Source organism: Dyadobacter sp. HNCC25DJ185, from assembly GCF_056895195.1.
Map to the genome: position 1 here is coordinate 734684 of NZ_JBXHAR010000003.1, position 19122 is coordinate 753805.

Annotated in this window: 12 protein-coding genes; 5 read left to right on the forward strand and 7 right to left on the reverse strand. The window is 46.3% G+C overall.

Features of this window, described 5'->3' with window-relative positions; genetic code table 11:
* Positions 1–23 precede the first annotated feature (23 nt).
* Positions 24–1664, forward strand: coding sequence for a RagB/SusD family nutrient uptake outer membrane protein (locus AC1XUF_RS11665; protein WP_483341965.1), 1641 nt, complete (start codon positions 24–26; stop codon positions 1662–1664).
* A gap of 65 nt (positions 1665–1729) precedes the next feature.
* Here AC1XUF_RS11665 and AC1XUF_RS11670 read toward each other — a convergent pair whose 3' ends face one another.
* Both AC1XUF_RS11670 and AC1XUF_RS11675 read right to left on the reverse strand, forming a co-directional pair.
* Positions 1730–3106, reverse strand: a complete 1377-nt coding sequence (locus AC1XUF_RS11670; protein WP_483341966.1) for a M16 family metallopeptidase — start codon at positions 3104–3106, stop codon at positions 1730–1732.
* Between the two features lie 38 nt (positions 3107–3144).
* Positions 3145–4467: a M16 family metallopeptidase gene (locus AC1XUF_RS11675; RefSeq protein WP_483341967.1), complete on the reverse strand. Its 1323-nt coding sequence runs from the start codon at positions 4465–4467 to the stop codon at positions 3145–3147.
* Positions 4468–4557: 90 nt separating this feature from the next.
* Between AC1XUF_RS11675 and AC1XUF_RS11680 the strand changes: the two genes are divergently transcribed.
* Complete coding sequence (locus AC1XUF_RS11680; protein ID WP_483341968.1) at positions 4558–5367, forward strand: endonuclease/exonuclease/phosphatase family protein; 810 nt, start codon at positions 4558–4560, stop codon at positions 5365–5367.
* Here the strand turns inward: AC1XUF_RS11680 and AC1XUF_RS11685 are convergent.
* The gene (locus tag AC1XUF_RS11685) at positions 5335–7074 is read right to left on the reverse strand and encodes a VRR-NUC domain-containing protein (RefSeq protein WP_483342027.1); all 1740 of its coding nucleotides are present in this window, start codon (positions 7072–7074) and stop codon (positions 5335–5337) included. The genes AC1XUF_RS11680 and AC1XUF_RS11685 overlap by 33 nt on opposite strands.
* A gap of 215 nt (positions 7075–7289) precedes the next feature.
* Here AC1XUF_RS11685 and AC1XUF_RS11690 point away from each other — a divergent pair, with 215 nt between their 5' ends.
* Entirely contained in the window at positions 7290–8480 is a 1191-nt protein-coding gene (locus AC1XUF_RS11690) for a phosphoglycerate kinase (protein ID WP_483341969.1), read from the forward strand.
* Positions 8481–8599: 119 nt separating this feature from the next.
* On the opposite strand, the gene AC1XUF_RS11695 is transcribed toward AC1XUF_RS11690, so the two are convergent.
* Positions 8600–11053 (reverse strand): TonB-dependent receptor, encoded by a 2454-nt coding sequence (locus tag AC1XUF_RS11695; protein WP_483341970.1) that lies wholly within the window; start codon positions 11051–11053, stop codon positions 8600–8602.
* A 341-nt stretch (positions 11054–11394) separates the two neighbouring features.
* On the opposite strand from AC1XUF_RS11695, the gene guaA reads away from it, so the two are divergent.
* Positions 11395–12924 carry a glutamine-hydrolyzing GMP synthase gene (guaA, locus tag AC1XUF_RS11700; RefSeq protein ID WP_483341971.1) on the forward strand — a complete coding sequence of 510 codons (1530 nt, stop codon included), beginning with the start codon at positions 11395–11397 and terminating at the stop codon, positions 12922–12924.
* Between the two features lie 71 nt (positions 12925–12995).
* Here guaA and AC1XUF_RS11705 read toward each other — a convergent pair whose 3' ends face one another.
* Positions 12996–13160 carry a DUF1328 family protein gene (locus tag AC1XUF_RS11705; RefSeq protein ID WP_138367535.1) on the reverse strand — a complete coding sequence of 55 codons (165 nt, stop codon included), beginning with the start codon at positions 13158–13160 and terminating at the stop codon, positions 12996–12998.
* Positions 13161–13803: 643 nt separating this feature from the next.
* Between AC1XUF_RS11705 and AC1XUF_RS11710 the strand changes: the two genes are divergently transcribed.
* A complete protein-coding gene (locus AC1XUF_RS11710) occupies positions 13804–15660 on the forward strand; it encodes a M1 family metallopeptidase (RefSeq protein ID WP_483341972.1) in 1857 nt (618 codons plus the stop codon).
* Between the two features lies 1 nt (position 15661).
* Here the strand turns inward: AC1XUF_RS11710 and AC1XUF_RS11715 are convergent, their stop codons facing one another.
* Positions 15662–18229, reverse strand: coding sequence for a DUF5686 and carboxypeptidase regulatory-like domain-containing protein (locus AC1XUF_RS11715; RefSeq protein WP_483341973.1), 2568 nt, complete (start codon positions 18227–18229; stop codon positions 15662–15664).
* 174 nt (positions 18230–18403) lie between these two features.
* On the reverse strand, positions 18404–19111 hold the full coding sequence (locus AC1XUF_RS11720) for a DsbA family oxidoreductase (RefSeq protein ID WP_483341974.1): 708 nt from the start codon (positions 19109–19111) through the stop codon (positions 18404–18406).
* Positions 19112–19122: the final 11 nt, after the last annotated feature.

The following is a 19122-nucleotide window of genomic DNA, read 5'->3' on the forward strand; positions in this document are numbered from 1 at the left end:
TTGTATTCTCAAAAGATTAAAATATGAAAAAGATAAAAATACTGTCGATGTTGGTGCTGCTGGGATTTATGCTTTCCTGCAAGGACCAGTTAGATGTTAAAAACCCGAACCAGCCCACAACCGGAAGCGCTAATTCAGAGTCCGGCCTGATCAACCTGGCGCAGGGAGCTATTTATGTAAATGGTTTTTTAACCGTAAAATACGGGGGGTTCTACGGTGGCTTTTTCGGTGATCCGTTTGGTTATCATGAAATTATGGGAGATAACATCGGTGCGGAAGCGGCCAACCAACGGCTGAATGAAATCGGGGTAGCCAATTATGTGATCCTCGATAACGGTACCAAGGTGACGAACCCCAACTCACCCACCCTGCAATTGGACATGTTGAGGCAGGTAAACATCAATGCGAATGCGAGCGATAACCCGTTATATTACGAGTGGGCGTATATGTACAGCCTTAATAGTGGGGCTAATAACGTTCTGGCGCTGGTTGACGCAACAACATTTACAGGCGATGCCGAAAGTAAGAAAAATGCCCTGAAAGCCTGGGCATACTGGTGGAAAGGTTACGCTTATGCCCGTATTGGTTCTATTTATTATGCTGGTATTATCAATGACGAACCAGTAGGCACCAATGACGTTTTCGTAAGTAAAGAAGCGATTATTGCGGAGTCCAATGCAAATTATGACAAAGCTGCCGCTGCATTGAGTGCTGTTTCCAATGTTTCTGACTATTCAACCGTGCTGGGCAAGGTTATTCCCGCGTTTTTTCAGGTTGGAAAAGGCGGGATCCTTACTCCCGACATGTGGAAGAGGAACATCAACTCGATGAAGGCGCGTAACATGCTGGTAAATACAACCGTTAAAGCGATGACACCGGCGCAGTGGGCATCGATTATTGCATTGGCAAAAGATGGTGTTACGGCTACGGATTATGTATTCACGGCCAGGTCCAATGAGACGAGTGATTTTATTTCTGCGACCGGGAGCACGCCTTCCGCGCTGACCGTGGGTACTACCAAAACCAGTAATTTCAAAGTGAGCGAACGCCTGATACAGGATTTCAAGCCCGGCGATAAGAGACTCGAGAACAATTTTGCGATTGAAGCTAACCCCTGGATCGGTAACAACGACCGCGGAAACATATTTAATACCCGTTATGGTCTGATCGACGGCGGCAAAGGCCTTCCCGGGGTAGTTGTATTAGGAAGCAAAGCGGTTGGTGAATACGAATTCTACATGGCTACCACGTATGAGGAAAACCAGCTTATGTTGGCAGAGGCCCTTATCAATACGGGCGATATCGAAGGTGGCCTTAAGATCATTGATGCGATCCGGACACTTCAAGGTGCGGGCCTGGCAGCCGTTGCCGGGAAAGGGCTTACCCTTGCAGCGGCCAAAGAAGAACTGAGAAGTGAGAGAAGGGTTGTTTTGCCGTTCAGAGGCCTTGCCTTTTATGATGCCCGGCGCTGGGGGGTGATCGATGACGTGGCAAACGGCGGAGGCAGAAAAGGCGCAATAGTGATTGATAAAGCAGGTGTCGTGAATAAAAATGCCACGATTAATTACAACTTCCTGGATTACTGGGATGTACCTGCCAATGAACTTGCCTATAATAAGGCTGGGGCGGGTAGCGTGGCTGTTCAGAACCCCAAAGGATTGTAGTCCTAGTAATACGTGAATAGTTGAATAACCCGGGCAGATCTATTCAGCCCGGGTTTTTTGGTTGCTTAGAAACCGTCCGCCTTGATTTGCTTTTCGGTGATCGCACCGTATTTTTTAACCTGATCGCGGATCTCGCTTGCCTTTCCGATCATGACAAACTGCAGCTTATCCTTTGGAAAGTAGCCCGCGATAATCTCCTTTGCCTTTGCGACAGTCAGGCCGTCCACTTTTTCCTGGAATGTATTGATAAAACTTTCGTCGAAATTGTAAACAAACATATCGGTAAGCAATCTTGCCAGTGCGCCGGAAGACTCGTAACCAGGAGGAAAGCTGGCTTTGACATATGCTTTTGCCGAAGACAGGATTTCGTCGTTAATACCGGTTTTGTGCAGGCTGTCGAGCACATTGAGTGCCATATCAATGGCAGGAACGGTGGTTGAGTTTTTTGTGAAAGTGTTAATAGAAAACGTCCCGGCATATTTCATTCTGGTAAAACGGCTGTTGGCGCCGTACGTGAGGCCGGAATTGACGCGGAGGGCGTCATTGAGCCAGGAAGTAAATCTGCCTCCCAAAATTGTGTTGATCACCAGGACCGGCACATAGTCGGGCGAAGTATAGTCGATGCCTTTTCCGCCTATCAGGAACGTTGTCTCGCGGGCGTCGGGCTTGTCCACGAGGAGCACGCGACTTTTGTCGAAATCCAGGTTAGGTGCTACCCGTTTGATCATCCTCGATTCGGCAGTTTTCCAGGGTTCAAATAACTTTGTGACTTTGGCTTTCATTTCGGCGGTTTTGAAGTCGCCCACAATCGCAATTGCTCCTCGCCCGGTTGTATAATTGCTTTGGTAAAATGCCTTGGCGTCTGCTACATTGATTTTTTCGACAGTCGATGTAGACCCATCGCCGGGGGTGGCATAGGGAAAGTTATTGAACACGAACGCATTGAAATAATTGCCGATGACAGCGCGCGGACTTTCCTTTTGCCTTACCAGTTCTTGAACCGTCCTTGTGCGGTGTTTGTCAAATTCTGTTTGGTCAAAAACCGGGTGTATCAGCATCTGCTGAATGATGTCGAAGAGCTTTTCCTGGTCTTTTACGGCGAATGACGAAGTGACCCCCGCCATATCTTTCCCGGCGTAAGTATTAATGCTCGCCCCCACGAAATCGATCATTTCTTCGATCTGCGGTTTGGTGTATTTTTCAGTCCCGAACATCAGCGCGTCCGCGGTCAGGCTGGCAAGACCGTAGCGTTCACCATCGTGGATCGAACCCGCATCGAAAACGGCCGATACGTTGATCAGCGGGACTTCATGCTGTTCCATCAGATACACTGTCAGGCCGTTTTTCAGCCTGAACTTTTCGTATTTGGGAACTTTGAAGTTGCTCTGGGCTACTGCTGAGACTGAGAACAGTGCCAGCATAGCGATAAGGATATTTTTCATCGGTATGATTTGATTTTTAATGATATAGCTTAAAAATGTTATTTGGCTTTTTCCGGCAAAAGGTAGCCCACCGTCCTGTTGCGCTCATTCAGGTATTTGGCTGCTACGCGTTTGATATCTTCATTGGTCACCTTTTTATACAGCTCCGGTGCTTCGAACATTTTTTTATAATCCCCGAAAAAGACGTCGTAGGTACCCAGGCTATTGGCTTTCCCATTGATGGTTTCCAACGTGTGATAAAATTCCATCAGTTTCTGGTTTTTTACTTTCTCCAGTTCTTTCTCTGTTACCCCGTCTTTTACAACCCGGGCGATCTGTGTGTCAATTGCCTTTTCAAGGTCCGGGGCCGATACATTGTTTCCGGCAATGGCATAAATGACCAGGAGGCTTGGATCGAAACTCTGGTCGGTAAAGCTGGAAACATTGGTCGCCAGTGTTGAATCCATAACCAGGGATTTGGTAAGCCTCGATGAGTTGCCAGAAGTAAGCAGGCTGCTCAGCAGATCAATGGCGTAATAGTCTTCGTGTTTTGTTTCGGGGACATGGTAAGCCATCAGCACATTGGGCGTCGAAATGTCTTTATAAGTCGTAACCCTTTTTTCGCCGTTCTGGGGCGGTTCGACAGTCCGGATTTTAGGTGGCAAGCCTCTCGCTGCAATGGGCGCAATGTACTGATCGGCCAGCTTTTTCACTTGCTCCAGCGTAACGTCGCCTACAACAACGGCCGTGGCATTATTGGGCGAATAGTATGTTTTGAAATAGTTTTCAAGGTCCTGCTGTGTCCAGCTTTTAATATCCGACTCAAAGCCGATGACGGGCAGCATATAAGGGTGCTCCTGGAAAGCGACTGATTGCACAAGCTCGCCGAGGAGCCGGAAATTACTGTTTTCTAATCCTGTACTGCGTTCTGACAATACAACACCGCGTTCGCTTTCCACCATTTTGGGATCGATAGAAAGATTGGCTATGCGGTCGGACTCAAGTTTGAAAATCGTTTCCAATGCGTCTTTCTGAAACCAATCGGTGTAAACAGTCACGTTTTCTGTGGTATAGGCATTGTTGGAGCCGCCGTTTGCTTCCATCACCCGATCAAACTGTTTTGGCCCGTACTGCTTGGACCCATTGAACATCATGTGCTCGAAAAAATGGGAGAGACCGGTGATGCCGTGTACTTCATTTCGCGACCCTACTTTCCAGAAAATGTACATATTGGCATTGGGGATGGAATGGTCTTCCAGGACCAGGAACTTCATTCCGTTGGGCAGGGTAAACGTTTTCACGTCCTCCGGCTTGGTTTGTGCAGATGCACTTCCAAAACCGGCGGCGATGAAAGCAATCAGTAACAGTCTTTTTAGCATCATGGAAAGCGTTGTTTTATGATTTTGTAATAATAGGGAAATACTGAACTCTTATTTTTGCCTTTCTTTATATTCTAAACCTTTAAAATTACGATGAAAAAGGGCATTTTCTATTTGCTGTTATTACTCTCTGCTTCTGCTTATTCCAATACAACGGAAAAAATCCCCACGGATTACCCGCCCAAAAAGCAGTCGTTGAAGGTGATGACTTACAATATTCACCATTGCAATCCACCGTCTGCCGGTGATAAAATCGATGTGGAGGCGATCGCAAGGGTGATCAATACCGAAAAACCCGATTTTGTCGCTTTGCAGGAAGTCGACGTCAATACCGAAAGGTCTGGTAAAGGCAAAAACCAGGCGCAGCAGCTCGCACTGCTGACGGGTATGAAATTCTATTTTTCCAAGGCGATCGATCATCAGGGCGGCGACTATGGCGTGGCGGTACTGACCAGATTCCCGATTGTTGATTCTGTCAGGTACGACTTGCCGATCCATCCCGAACTGAAGGAGGAAAACCGCACGGTAGCAGCCATAACGGTTGTTCTGCCTTCGAAAGAAAAAATGATTTTCGCCAGCACGCATCTGGGATTGAAAGAACCCAACCGGCTTTTACAGGCGGAAACGCTAGTCAAGCATTTTGATGGAAATACATTGCCTATGATCCTGGCAGGCGATTTCAACGCGGTGCCGGAAAGTCAGGTCATTGCTTATTTCGACAGATATTTCACCAGAACCTGCCAGGACTGCAAGCCGACGATCCCGGTGGAGATACCCAATAAGACGATCGATTTCATCATGGCGATGAAAGGAAAGCGGCTTAAAAGCGCCGATACAAGAGTGATAGACGAAAAGTATGCTTCCGACCACTTACCGGTCGTCGCGCAGTTCACTTTGGATTGATATTTCGTCTTTAATCCAGTTCACCCGTACCACCCGGCTCTTCACGCCATGCTCGGCAAAGAAGTGCTGCCAATGCAATTGCCGGGACGAAAGGTGGTCGGTAGGGGATTTAATTTCGATAAATGCATAATCGGTCTCGTTCCAGACCAGGATATCCGGGAATCCACGCGTATTCTCTCTCAGGTTCAATGCGATTTCAAGCATAATAAGGTGGATCTGCTCAGGAGTAAGTAACGAAGTTAATGTCAGCACTTTGTCCAATGCGCCGTCGTACCAGGGTACCAGCACATTGGTAATCCCATACATATCCTGGTAAGTCTGACTCACCATTTCGTCGATAATTTCCCTGGAATGTGCCGCTTTCAGGCGATCTTTCAGCAGACTTGATCTTTTGTAGTAGAAATCAGGCAGGAAGAAGTCCGTCGGGATACGCTGGAAGGGATTGTGAATGGTTTGCACATTGGTATCATAAATAATGTCCCAGAACAACAATCCGAACAATGTTCGCCAGGGTTCGTTTTCGCTGAAAAAAGCATGGTAACCCAATGCACGGTAATGTTCCAGTGCGCCATATTCAACCTGGTAGCGGAATAAAACAGGTACTTCAATCGCTTCTGCGGCTTTCAAAGCTTGAGTAGTCCTTTTGATGATCCGGCTTTTCTTATTTTTTATTCTTTCATAAAAATCCTGGCTGAAATAACGCTCGTCGGCGTTTTGCGGGTTTTCTGCCATTTCTTCACATAGTGCCAGCGCTTCGTCGATCTCGCCGAGGTTATAAAGTAGCCTGACCCGTCGCTCCCGGGCTGGCGCATCGTTGGTCAGCTGGTAAATACTTAGTGCCTGTGAAAGCATCTTTTTGCGTTCGAGCCAGGCACTTACCCTTAAAATAAACGAATTGAAGGAGGGGACTGCCTTGGTACTGAGGCCTGTGCCGCTGCTTGCCTGCCAGTTCATAAACCAGTCGAAAATATCTTCGGGAGGCGATTCCTGCTTGATGATGTCGAAAGTTTCCTTCATCAGCGAAACCATCAGCGTATCGTCCACATCCTTTCGGTTCTCAAACTGGATCGACAAATGCTGTTCGTCAAACGACTGAAACCGGACGTGGCCCAGATCGCGGACCACGAATTCGGTCATATCGGCATTCCTGTTGCCGAAAAACAGGAATTTCATCAGCATGACCTCCGCTTCGAAAGTCACTTTTACCACAGGCTCCATCTGCGAAATGATTTCGCACAGCGCTTTGAAATCGTATTCGTGCAACAGCCACCGGACAAGATCCGGTTTTTTAATGCTTTTTGAAGGCATGATTTCCGGTTCCAGTATCCTGGTCAAAACCAGCAATTCGGGCTTTGTGAAAAGATCGATGATTTCGGAGAAGCGGCTTTCGTGGGCTTCGCAAATGGTTTCGATAAATGCGTTTTCCAGCAGCTCATTCAACACGGCCTGTAAATCGGTGATTTCGGAGTAGGATAGGCTGTTAACCCTGAAAAACGATTTGCTCCTGTTGCTGAAACGTATAAAAAGGCACTGCGCATCCTCGGAAAGCGTGTCATAACTTTCCAGAAATCCGGTCTCCGTTTCAGTCAGAATATGTGTATAACGTTTCCTGACAAAGTCGAGGACGTAGTTGAAATATTCGCGGTAGTATTTGGGTGGAAGATCCGCCGGGAACTCGCTATTCTGCACAAATGGATCCTGTAACACGTCGCTCAAAACGGGGGTAATCTTTTTAATTTGAAAAATAAAATTACCAATAAGATCCCATTTATTAAAATTTGGTTAAGATGCTGTTTTTTAGAAAAATTGAAAGCAAAAATTGGATTATACTTATTATGAAAGCCGCGTTTTCTCAAATACGTAGTATATAATAAAGAAATTGGATTACATTTGCTGCCTATGGAAAACAACTTTACCTGCCCATGACAACATTAGATTCTTATGATTTTTCAGGCAAAAAAGCCTTGGTCCGCGTGGATTTCAATGTCCCGCTTAATGACAAATTTGAGATCACGGACGACACAAGGATCCGTGCGACAATTCCCACAATCAGCAAGATTCTGAACGACGGAGGTTCCGTTATTTTAATGTCACACCTGGGGCGACCTAAAGACGGCCCTACGGAAAAGTATTCCCTGAAACATCTGGTGAACCCCTTATCCCTGATATTGGGTAAAACTGTGAAATTCGCGGACGATTGCATTGGCGAAAGCGCCAAAGAGCTGGCCGATGCGCTGAAACCGGGCGAAGTTCTTTTATTGGAAAACCTTCGTTTTTATAAGGAAGAAGAAAAAGGAAACGAAGCGTTTGCTGAAAAACTCTCCAAGCTCGGTGACGTGTGGGTCATGGATGCATTCGGAACCGCCCACCGTGCGCACGCTTCCACAGCGGTGATCGGCAAGTTCTTTGCAGACAAGGTTTGCGGGTATGTGATGCAGGCAGAGCTGGACAATGCGGAGAGACTGCTGGAACATTCTGAAAGGCCTTTTACAGCCATCATGGGTGGCGCTAAGATTTCTGACAAAATTTTGATCATCGAACGTCTGATCGATAAGGTGGATAACCTGATCATCGGGGGTGGGATGTCCTATACATTTTCAAAGGCGCAGGGCGGAAGCATTGGTCAGTCCCTCCTCGAAGCCGACAAGCAGGAGCTTACCTTGGAATTGGTCCAGAAAGCAAAGGATAAGGGAGTTAATCTGATCCTTCCGGTAGATTCCGTCATTGCCGACAAGTTCAGCAATGATGCGGAACGTAAAGTGGTCACCGCTGGTGAAATTCCGGACGGCTGGCAGGGATTGGATATCGGTCCTGAAACCATCAAGATCTTCTCGGAAATTATTAAAAACTCCAAAACTGTCCTATGGAACGGTCCAATGGGCGTTTTTGAATTTCCGAATTTTGCTCAGGGTACCAATGCAATTGCGGAATCGGTGGTTGCGGTTACGGAAGAAAATGATGCATTCTCACTCATCGGAGGCGGAGATTCTGCTTCGGCAATCAACAATGCAGGTTATGGCGACCGGGTGAGCTATGTTTCGACTGGCGGAGGCGCATTGCTCGAGTACATGGAAGGAAAGGTACTTCCAGGTGTTGCCGCGCTGGAAAGCTGAGAGCTATTTTTTGTTGGGGTATAAAAAGAAAAGCATCCCGCAAATCGCGGGATGCTTTTTCTGCATAACAAACCTAACTAATTTATGAACACTGGCCAGTGAAGGCCGGAATTCCTATCCTAACTTCCGCCGTTCGCCCGTTTCTGAAGATCGTCAGAACCGGTATTGCGCTGGCGGGCACCTTTTACATTCTGATTGCCAAAATTGTAAGTGAATGTCAGTCTGAACTGGCGGCTTGGCCATTGCGACTTGACACTAAAATCAATGTCCTTGTAAATCGCTTTTCCACGGAACTTGTTGGTCCAGAAAATATCATTGACATTGAAGCGGATGGTGCCTTTTTTATTCAAAATGTTCTTCTGCAATCCTGCATTGATCATTCCCATTGGTTTTGCTGCGTATAATCCGTAGAAAGCCCTGCTGTTGTACCATCCTGAGATTTCGCCCGACCAGGTTTTCGATATCGTGAACTGGTTGCTTGCATACATATTCCAGGACGCCTGCTTGATTTCCAGCTTTTCTTCAAGATAGATCGAGTTGTAATGATTATATACTCCGGTGAAATTGGTTTGTACGTTCCACCATTTGGCAATTTTAATAGGGAATGAAACGGTAAGGCTTACATTGTCCTGGTTATCAAGGTTGTCTGAGGTTACAAAAGTTTTGTTCTCCGACGCGATCTGCTGTGGCAGTTCGTCCGCAATCATATCCTTGATCCGGCTATATGCCAAGGTGGTATTCAGGAAATTTTTGTAAACGTGTACCAATTGGAATGAGTTGGTATATTGTGGTTTCAGATTAGGGTTACCTCTCTGGAAAGTGTACGGGTCCAGGTAAAACTCGAAAGGATTGAGTGACTGATAGTTCGGGCGGTCAATCCGGCGGCTGTACGATAGGTTCAGCACGTTGTTGGTGTCCAATTGGTTGGAAATGAATACGCTGGGGAAAAGGTTGACATAATTCCTGTCGCGTTTCTGGTTCAAAGTAACCGAGTTGCCGATCGAGTGCGTATGCTCGCCGCGCAATCCAAGTTGGTATTTGACCTTTTTCGAAATGCTCCCGTTGTAGTTCACATAAGCCGCGTTTACATTTTCTGTGTACTTAAAGCGGTTGGAGCGCGTGGGGTCAAGAACCCAGTCATCGGCTTTTGTTTCAAAAACCATATCATTGTCAGAAGCTACGTAACTGGTTTTCAGGCCGGTTTCAAATTTTCCTTTCCATAGCGGCTGTGTGTAATCCAGCTTGGCGACGCCGATGTTGATATCGGAAGGCATATTGTTGCGTACGTCTTCCGGGTTACCATCCTGCTGTCCGTCTGGAGTATAATAACGGGTGTCCAGGTTGCTGCTCTTCTTGCCGCCATATCTCACATAGTCCACATCGAAAGTCATCTCTTTGCCCTTGTCGTCGAACTGGTGCTTGAAGTTCAGGTTAGTGCTGATGTTGTTCATCGTTCCGCCATTGAAAACGTTGGTCCTGAATGTTCTTTGGAGACTTAGGTCCTCATTTAAAATTCTGGTATTGGTTTGTCCGAAAGGATTGCTGAAACTGTTATAAAAGCCTGAAACCAGCACGCCAACGGTGGTTTTGTCTGTTGCGGAGTAATCGAGTCCGGCGCGTACATTATAATATTCCGACTTGTTGACTCTTTCGGTGTGCTGGTCGAATATAGTAACCTTGTTCTCATAAGGTATCTTCCTGTAAATGTCGTTGTTGTTGAAGCCTTTGTTCAAAAAGGCGCCGCCATTGATGAATGTGCTGATTTTTCCTGCCCGGTGGTTGATCGTGGCCGTAGCATTGGCGCGACCGTAGCGGGAATAGGCGCCGCCCAGATTGATATTTCCATTGGTTCCGTAATTCTTATTACGTTTCATTTTGATGTTGATGATGCCTGAATTTCCCGCAGCATCATATTTGGCAGAAGGATTGGTGATCAGCTCGATCTTTTCAATGTTGTCGCTTGGGGTATTTCGAAGCAGTGTGATCAGTTCCTGCTGTGAAAGGAATGTTTGTTTCCCGTCAATCTGAACGATCACGCCGGCTTTTCCCCTGAGTTTTAGCTGTTCATTTTGCTGGTCTACTGTCACCCCGGGAGCTCGTTCCAGAACTTCCAATGCAGTAGCGCCTGCCGAGACAATGCTGTTTTCAACATTGACCACCGTGCGGTCGATTTGCTGTTCGATAAATGGTTTCTTAGCTACTACCGTTACCTCGTTGAGAGATTGAATGTCTGTTTTAAGAGCAATGACGGGGAGATCAACTTGCCCGTCGTGTACGGAGAATGCCGCACTATAGGCTTTCTGGTACCCGACCATTGAAACCAGGGTCAGGTATTTGCCTGCAGCCACCTGTTCGAAAAGGAATTTGCCGTTTTCGTCTGCGGCTAGGCCTTTTACTAAAACGGAATCTTTGGCTTGGAGCAGTAGCACATTGACAAATGGAAAAGGCTGAGCCTTTTCGTCGAGGACGGTCCCCGATACTCTGCCTTGTCCGGTGGTATTTTGAGAGGTTTGTGCAAACGCAAAAGTACCGCTCAGTAGCAATGCTACAGTTAGGTTAATAAAGAATTTCATGGCTAATAGATTATGTTATTGTACCGCTTTTGACTAAGTACTCTGCAAATGTAAGTACTTGGTATAACATAGAACCTTGGAATACATAAGTGGTTTTTCTGTTAGATGAGCGGACAGTGTGTGTCTGACTTTCGGCTTATAGATACAAAGGGAATAAGTAAAGTTGCACCAAACGCTAAAAAAAGTTTGAATGGTAATATTTGAATGCGAACGATGACGCAGACCATTTTGTGGGACTTGAAACTGGATTTTTCCAAAGGTGGAATATTAAAATTCGGGAGTGAACTAAGTTTTTTGGTTTCGGCCAATCTCCCTACCTTTGCGATTTAGATAGCATATATATGACTGAACAAATTCTGATTTTAGATTTTGGCTCACAGTATACACAATTAATAGCGCGACGTGTCCGTGAATTGAATGTCTATTGTGAAATCCACCCATACAACAATTTCCCCGATCTCACTCCCAATATCAAAGGTGTAATTCTGTCTGGAAGCCCATGCTCAGTGAGGGACGCGGATTCTCCAAGAATAGACCTTGACCAGTTTCGTAAAACAATTCCCGTACTCGGCGTATGTTACGGAGCGCAATTATTAGCTCAAGAACTGGGTGGGGATGTAAAGCCATCGCAGCATCGCGAATACGGCCGGGCGCGGCTGGTAATTGATGATACCGATTCATCCTTGCTTGTCGGGCTGTCCGGGTCGTCCCAGGTTTGGATGTCGCATGGTGATACGATTGTTCGCGCACCGGAGAATTTTCATGTAATTGCTTCAACGGAATCCGTAAAGGTTGCCGCTTTTAAGATTGAAAACGAGCTGACTTACGGCATTCAATTTCACCCGGAAGTAACCCATACATCAGAAGGTAAAAAACTGATGTACAATTTTGTAGTAAAAATCTGCGGGTGCAGACAGGATTGGACTTCGGAATCTTTTGTGGAGCAAACGGTTGCGAACCTTCGCAAAAAGCTCGGCAATGATAAAGTGGTGATGGCGCTTTCCGGAGGTGTAGACTCCACGGTGGCAGCCACCCTGGTACATCAGGCTATAGGTGAAAACCTTTACTGCATATTTGTAGATAACGGATTGTTGCGGAAGGACGAATTTGCGGAAGTGCTGCATTCTTATCAGGATATGGGGTTGAATATCAAAGGGGTCGATTCAAAAGAGCACTTTTACAAATCGCTGTCCGGTCTTACAGAGCCGGAATCAAAACGCAAGGCGATCGGGAAATCCTTTATTGATATTTTTGACCAGGAAGCGCATCTGATTGAGGAAGTAAAATGGCTGGGGCAGGGTACCATTTATCCGGATGTAATCGAATCAGTATCCATCAAAGGACCATCGGCAACCATCAAATCCCATCATAATGTGGGCGGGCTGCCTGACTTTATGAAACTGAAAGTGGTCGAACCGCTCAATACTTTGTTCAAAGACGAAGTAAGGGCAGTAGGCAGGACATTAGGTATTGATGAGAAAATTCTGGGCCGCCACCCCTTTCCCGGCCCGGGACTCGCGATCCGTATCCTTGGCGACGTGACGCCTGAAAAAGTAAACATCCTGCAGGAGGTAGACGCGATCTTTATCGGCGGGTTGCGCAAATGGAATTTATATAAGGATGTTTGGCAGGCCGGCGCAATGCTTTTGCCAATTCAGAGTGTGGGGGTAATGGGGGACGAAAGGACCTATGAAAGCGTGGTGGCGCTTCGGGCGGTAACTTCCGTAGACGGTATGACTGCCGATTGGGCACATCTTCCATACGAGTTCCTGGCGGAGGTTTCCAATGACATTATCAACAGGGTCAAAGGAGTAAACAGGGTTGTTTACGATATCTCGTCTAAGCCACCGGCAACCATTGAATGGGAATAAGAAAAACCCCATAAAAATGAAAAAAGCGAACCTAGGTTCGCTTTTTTCATTTTACATATCTTCGTCTGATGTCAGGATCGCCCGACTCCACGGCTTAGTAAGCTCAATACAAATAGTACAAGGAATACGAAGAAAAGAATTTTAGCAATTCCAGCAGCACCGGCAGCTATTCCGCCGAATCCTAGGATCCCTGCGATGATAGCGATGATCAGAAATATTACGGTCCATCTAAGCATAATTGACAAAGTGTTTAGTTTCTTGTTAATTAATTATGACAAGGAACTTAACAATTATGTGCCAGATGTTTAACAGTCCTTTAAATGCCCGTTAACGACAAAATCGGGTATTCAACGGAAGGAAAAAGGGGTATTTTGTAGAGATTGGTTCCCAACTTTAACTCAGAAACCATTCAATTATAAGCTAGCATATAGTTATGTGTTCTCAGGCCAAGAGCTCGAAAGAAGTGTCCCGGCTAATTGTTTCGCACCTGTTCAAGTCGGAGGCGGCACATTGGGTGGAGAAGGTGATCCAGACTACTTGCTGAACTCCGAACCGAAGCGGTTTTTCTTTTTTTTTCTGAAGTTACTCAACTTCGTTATGGAGGAACTCAGATTTGTCAGCCTTGATGTCGATTTCAGTGGCAATAAGTGCGGCACACCAGCATAGGTACCAGTTATTTTCCCGTCGTCCTGGGTGCGTGCCGGAAGTCGCAGTATCCTTTTTCTGTAAATTAGATGACCTTCGAACTCTTCAGTAAATAAGCGATTTCGGAATTTCAACTACATTTTCCCTGACAATCGTTTTTATCAAAATAGAAAAATTTCCGTATTAACCCGACAAATCCGTTATTTTGTAAGCTAACCTACTAATCAAATTGGAATGAAGTTAAAGCTATGTGTGTTGCTGTTCACCGCAGCGGTTTTAAATGTGTCTGCTCAAAGTGACCGCTGGCAGCAACGGGTAAAGTACCAGATGAATGTCGATTTTAATACGGATAACCATCAATACAGGGGCTCGCAGAAGCTGATTTACAGTAACAATTCTCCCGATACGCTCCATAAGGTTTTTTACCATTTATATCTCAACGCTTTCCAGCCGGGCAGCCAGATGGACGTGCGTTCCAGAACCATCAGCGACCCGGATGCGAGGGTTAAAGACCGCATTTCCAAGCTGGCACCCTCCGAAATCGGGTATGAGAAGATCATTTCTTTAAAGCATAATGGCAAGCCTGTTAAATATGAGGTAGTGGGGACGATTCTGGAGGTAACCCTCAACGAAAAGATCCTTCCGAAGACCCAACATACTTTCGAAATGGAGTTTGAGGCCCAGGTGCCCGTTCAGATCAGACGTACGGGAAGGTACAACAGCGAGGGCGTGGAATATTCGATGGGACAGTGGTATCCCAAATTGTGTGAATACGATTACGAAGGCTGGCATTCCAATCCTTATATAGCAAGAGAGTTTTACGGTGTCTGGGGGGATTTTGATGTTAAGATAACCATGGATGCTGCCTATGTGATCGCCGCCACGGGTTATTTGCAAAATCCGGATAAAATCGGGCACGGTTACACCCAAAAAGAAGTCACACACAAGCCTGGAGAGAAACTGACCTGGCATTTTGTTGCGCCCGAAGTGCATGATTTTATGTGGGCAGCAGATCGTGAGTACAAACACGATATCATGCAGGTCGACGATAAACTCGACCTGCATTTCTTTTACAAAACCGACAGCCTTGCGAGGACTTGGAAGGATATGGAGCCTTATGCGGTGAGATGTTTCAAGATTATGAATGAAAAATTCGGACGCTATCCCTACAAACAGTACTCGGTAGTACAAGGCGGCGACGGAGGCATGGAGTACCCCATGGCCACACTGATCATGGGCCGTCAGAATTTGTCAGGATTGATTGGCGTTACGGTTCACGAATCTATTCACAGCTGGTTTCAGATGTTGCTGGGGACCAATGAATCCAAGTACGCATGGATGGATGAGGGATTTACGACCTATGCCGAGAACATTGTATTGGCCGAACTGTTCCCAACCCGGCCCAATCCGCAGTTAAGAAGCACCGGCAGTTATCTTGCGCTTGTCAAATCTGGTTTGGAAGAACCGTTGACCACACATTCAGACCATTACAATACCAATCGTGCATACAGTGTGGCGGCTTATTCAAAGGGATCTGTTTTTTTGAACCAATTGAATTATATAATTGGAAAGGACAAATTTGAAAAAGGCATGAAGCGCTACTTCTTTGAATGGGAATACAAACATCCAAATCCTACAGATCTGAAACGGATCATGGAAAAAGAGTCAGGACTGGAACTGGACTGGTACTGGGAAGACTTTACAGGGACGACCAAAACCGTTGATTACGGTATTAAAGAAGTGACCGCCAATGGAACACAAACAGATGTCGTTCTTGAACGGATCGGACAAATGCCAATGCCCCTGGATGTCGTAGTGACTTATAAGGATGGCAGCCAGGAGGATTTTTATATTCCGCTGGAAATCATGCGTGGGGAAAAAGCCGAAAAGATTTACTCCAAAACTACTTTGTTGACGGACTGGGGCTGGACTTATCCAGAATATTCTTTTTCCATTGCCAGAAATAGGGCTGATATCCGTCAGATCGTCATCGATCCCAGTCGGCGTATGGCCGATATCGATCCGGAGAACAATACCTATCCTTTGTTGATCAAGGAAGTGCCCCGCTTCAAGGGCGAAGCGGTCAGGTAAGTTATCTGCCAAACGGGATGGAGGTTCCGAACCGCCATCCCATTCTTTTAAAATGACTACCGTGGAACTGGGCGACAGCTTCCAGGCGAAGGACACGGTAGATATTGTCAATACCATATACTACTTCGGAGTAATTACGGATCGTGGGCACTTTCAGATAATGCAGCTGCAATGTTTCGGACAGCCCTGTTACCCGTAAAGCCTGAACTCTCGTCAGCAGAAAGTTTTGGGAGGACCAGGTTGCATGCGCCTGGAAAAACCAGGAAGCAGTGCTGTAGCGGTAATACTGCAGCATCCGGAATTGGTCAGGCGGATAGGTATATTGAAAAAAGAACTCATTGCCCATGAAATGGCGGTAATCCGGGAAGTACATTTGCTTCTTGCTCAAAAAACCGCCTCCGTTTACCAGGTATTCGAGGCTGCTCCTCGGCCCGAGGTTCATGTTCTGGCGGACTGTAGCCTGCAGCATGGAGTAGTCGACATCGCCTGCAAAGCCCAGCCCTCTCTTGTAATTAGCACTGAATGCAGGCCCTTTGCTTCGCAGGTAGCGCTTTTCGCCATTTCGGATCAGGTATCTTCTCCAGGGACGCAAGGTCGCTGTGAGGTCCAATAAGGTAGCATGATGTACCGGAAAGCCGGTATCTGCAAGTTCTTTGCTAACAGGCCGGTTGGGGGTATAGCTGTAATCATTCCAGAAAAAGATCGGGCGGGCGCTCGATTGGTTGAAGAGCTCTTTCCGATGTTCAAATTCGATCCCCGCATTGATATTCAGGATATCGGCGATATTCCGCAGTGCAAAGTCGGCCCGGCCGTATTGTTTTTGATAAAGCTTCATGAAATTGCGGTCAAAAAACCGCGCACCCATACTGTTGGAAAGGGGCTGTATCGGGTTGTTATTATTGATCTGACTAGCCATTTCGCCACCCGAGAGCATCAGGTTCCATTTATCGTTCCCGATCGTAGTTTCCAGGTTTCCATAGATGCGCTTTCGCCCAAAGGAATAGCGGACCAATGGTTTCATGCTCAGGAAATAGGATTTGCCCCATTTTTTCTGCCACTCCGTGAGGAAGTTGATGGCATTGCCTTCAACGGTATTGTAACTGATGGAAAGAAGAGGGCTTTTAAAATAGAAAGTATTGCGGTTGCCAAGCGAGTAGGTATTGCCGGTTGCAATATGGATGGGTTTAAAATATAACGAATCCGGCCTGGATTTTGCCTTGACCGAATCTTTAACCACTTTAATACTATCCTGTAAAACATAACTGGAAACTTCGGATTTGGTCAAAGGAATCGGCCTGAGCTGTTGCCAATAGATAGTATCCCTTTTATTGGCCATAGAATCAATCACGATCGAGTCCTGCCTGACCAGGCGGTCGCTGTTTCCAGCAGACCTGTTTTCCTTTTTCTGTTCTTTTTCGTACTCTTTGGTCAGTTTGCGGAAGTTTTTGGTCGAAAATTCCTTTTGATCTTTGATCAGGTCCTCGAGATCCTTTTTGCGTTTTCCTGCATCGGCTACCGGCTCTTTTTTGTGGTCTTTGATCACAATATCTTCTTTCAAACCAGGATCCACATCCAGCTTTTCGTAGGTTAGGGAAACCAGGTATTTAAATTCGCCGGCAAATCCCAGATAGCTACCTGTGAGTCGGAATTGCTGATTGACCGGTACCCACACATTCTGGACAGGGCTAAAAATCTGCTTGGCCGAAATGTTCAAACCTTGAGTGGTCGTTTGCAAGTCATAGCTATGGATCGACCAAAGATCTTCCAGAATGAATAAGCTCCCTTTGAAAACACCTTCGCCATAAGCTTTTGGGATAACTTTGATTTTATTTACCAATCGTCCTTGATCTTCGAAATAGCCTTCGTACTCAAACTTATAATAAGAAAAAGCTTTGGGCGAGAGAGGGGAGATCGTACCCGCGATTTCGGGGCTGTACAAACTCGCCAGGATGTAGTCATTGGGAGAAGGTATGCTGTTATCCAGACTGTTACGCGTGGAAATGATGCGTTGGCTGTAATTTCCCGGACGGCGGTATCGTATTTCGGCAACGCTTTCATTGAGAATGGCCTTTCCTTCCTGTACGCCCTCCTTTCTCAACCTTTTTTCCAGCAAATAAGGAATTTTGGTGGGCAAGGCAGTACTGCGGGAATATACTTTTGCGGTATAACCTCTTACCTGCAACTGGTGGAAACGGGCTTTGGCGATAGCTCTCCGCATAATGCTGTACGCCGGATCTTCTTTACCTTTCCCGATTGTAGCTTCCTGAAGATTCAAAGCTTGTTCCTCAAGGGTAATATTTACCTCGGTAAATGCACTGGTTACCGTGATGGTTTTGTAAACGGTTTTAAAACCCAGGTATTGGAAAACGATTTCGTAGGTTCCCGCTGGCAGGCTGAATTCAAATTCACCATCGGCATTTGCCATGGTGCCGTTGCTGGTGCCATTGACATTAATTCCTGCGTAGGGCAGTGCTTCGCCACTTTTTGTAGTAATACGTCCCTTGATTCCTCCGGCCTGGCAGAGCATCCCTGATGTCAGGACAAAAAAAAGTAGCAACGCAATGCGCATCAAAGTCTGGAGTTATTTACAGCTATAAGTATAAAACGGACGAAATTACTAATTCCGTGGTCTGATCCTTACCTATATAACCGTACCAGCGTTTTATGAGGCACTTTTATAAAAAAAGCAGCAAACTGGCTGACCAGCATGCTGCTTCCGATGTCAAAATTTGGCTCAAATCATTTAATTACATTCCCCGTCTGTCGTGCAGCTTGCGCCGTCGGCGATGGAAACCATTGGCTGTGGGTTTGCTTTTTCCCATTCCACGAATGATTTCTCCAATGCGTTCAGGAATGTTTCAGAATGCTGGGCGCCAGATACTGCATATTTTCTATCTAGGACAAAAAAAGGAACACCTCTTGCGCCAACCTGCTGCGCTTCATAAATATCGCGACGAACATCTTCTCCGAAACGTGTTCCATCCAATACAGCCTTTAATTCGTTGGGGTCTAAGCCTATTTCCACACCAAGCTGGATCAGGGTTTCGTGGTCGGCCGTATTTTTGCCGTCGGTAAAGTAAGCTTTAAACAGTTGTTCTTCCGCATCGTCACCCAGTCCCTTGGTTTTAGCGAACTGAACAAAACGGTGTGCGTCAAAAGAATTAGCGACGACAGCTTTATCCATATTGTACTCCAATCCAACTTCAGCCGCCAAATTCGTAACATGGTCGTTCATTTGTTTGGCGTAATCGGGTGACCATCCTTTCACTTCGGCCAGGTATTCGTTGATACTTTTGCCTGGTTCCGTTTTCATTTGGGGGTTCAGCTGGAAACTTTTCCATTCGACCTGAATTTTGTCTTTACCTGGGAACTGGGCCAGTGCTGTTTCGAACCTCCGCTTGCCGATATAGCAGAAAGGGCACATCACATCACTCCAAATTTCTACTTTCATAGCGTATAAAT

Bases quoted from the DNA above. Each gene is read 5' to 3' on its own strand.
- AC1XUF_RS11665 (WP_483341965.1), top strand. From the start codon at position 24: ATGAAAAAGATAAAAATACTGTCGATGTTGGTGCTGCTGGGATTTATG.
- AC1XUF_RS11670 (WP_483341966.1), bottom strand. From the start codon at position 3,106: ATGAAAAATATCCTTATCGCTATGCTGGCACTGTTCTCAGTCTCAGCA.
- AC1XUF_RS11675 (WP_483341967.1), bottom strand. From the start codon at position 4,467: ATGATGCTAAAAAGACTGTTACTGATTGCTTTCATCGCCGCCGGTTTT.
- AC1XUF_RS11680 (WP_483341968.1), top strand. From the start codon at position 4,558: ATGAAAAAGGGCATTTTCTATTTGCTGTTATTACTCTCTGCTTCTGCT.
- AC1XUF_RS11690 (WP_483341969.1), top strand. From the start codon at position 7,290: ATGACAACATTAGATTCTTATGATTTTTCAGGCAAAAAAGCCTTGGTC.
- AC1XUF_RS11695 (WP_483341970.1), bottom strand. From the start codon at position 11,053: ATGAAATTCTTTATTAACCTAACTGTAGCATTGCTACTGAGCGGTACT.
- guaA (WP_483341971.1), top strand. From the start codon at position 11,395: ATGACTGAACAAATTCTGATTTTAGATTTTGGCTCACAGTATACACAA.
- AC1XUF_RS11705 (WP_138367535.1), bottom strand. From the start codon at position 13,160: ATGCTTAGATGGACCGTAATATTTCTGATCATCGCTATCATCGCAGGG.
- AC1XUF_RS11710 (WP_483341972.1), top strand. From the start codon at position 13,804: ATGAAGTTAAAGCTATGTGTGTTGCTGTTCACCGCAGCGGTTTTAAAT.
- AC1XUF_RS11715 (WP_483341973.1), bottom strand. From the start codon at position 18,229: ATGCGCATTGCGTTGCTACTTTTTTTTGTCCTGACATCAGGGATGCTC.
- AC1XUF_RS11720 (WP_483341974.1), bottom strand. From the start codon at position 19,111: ATGAAAGTAGAAATTTGGAGTGATGTGATGTGCCCTTTCTGCTATATC.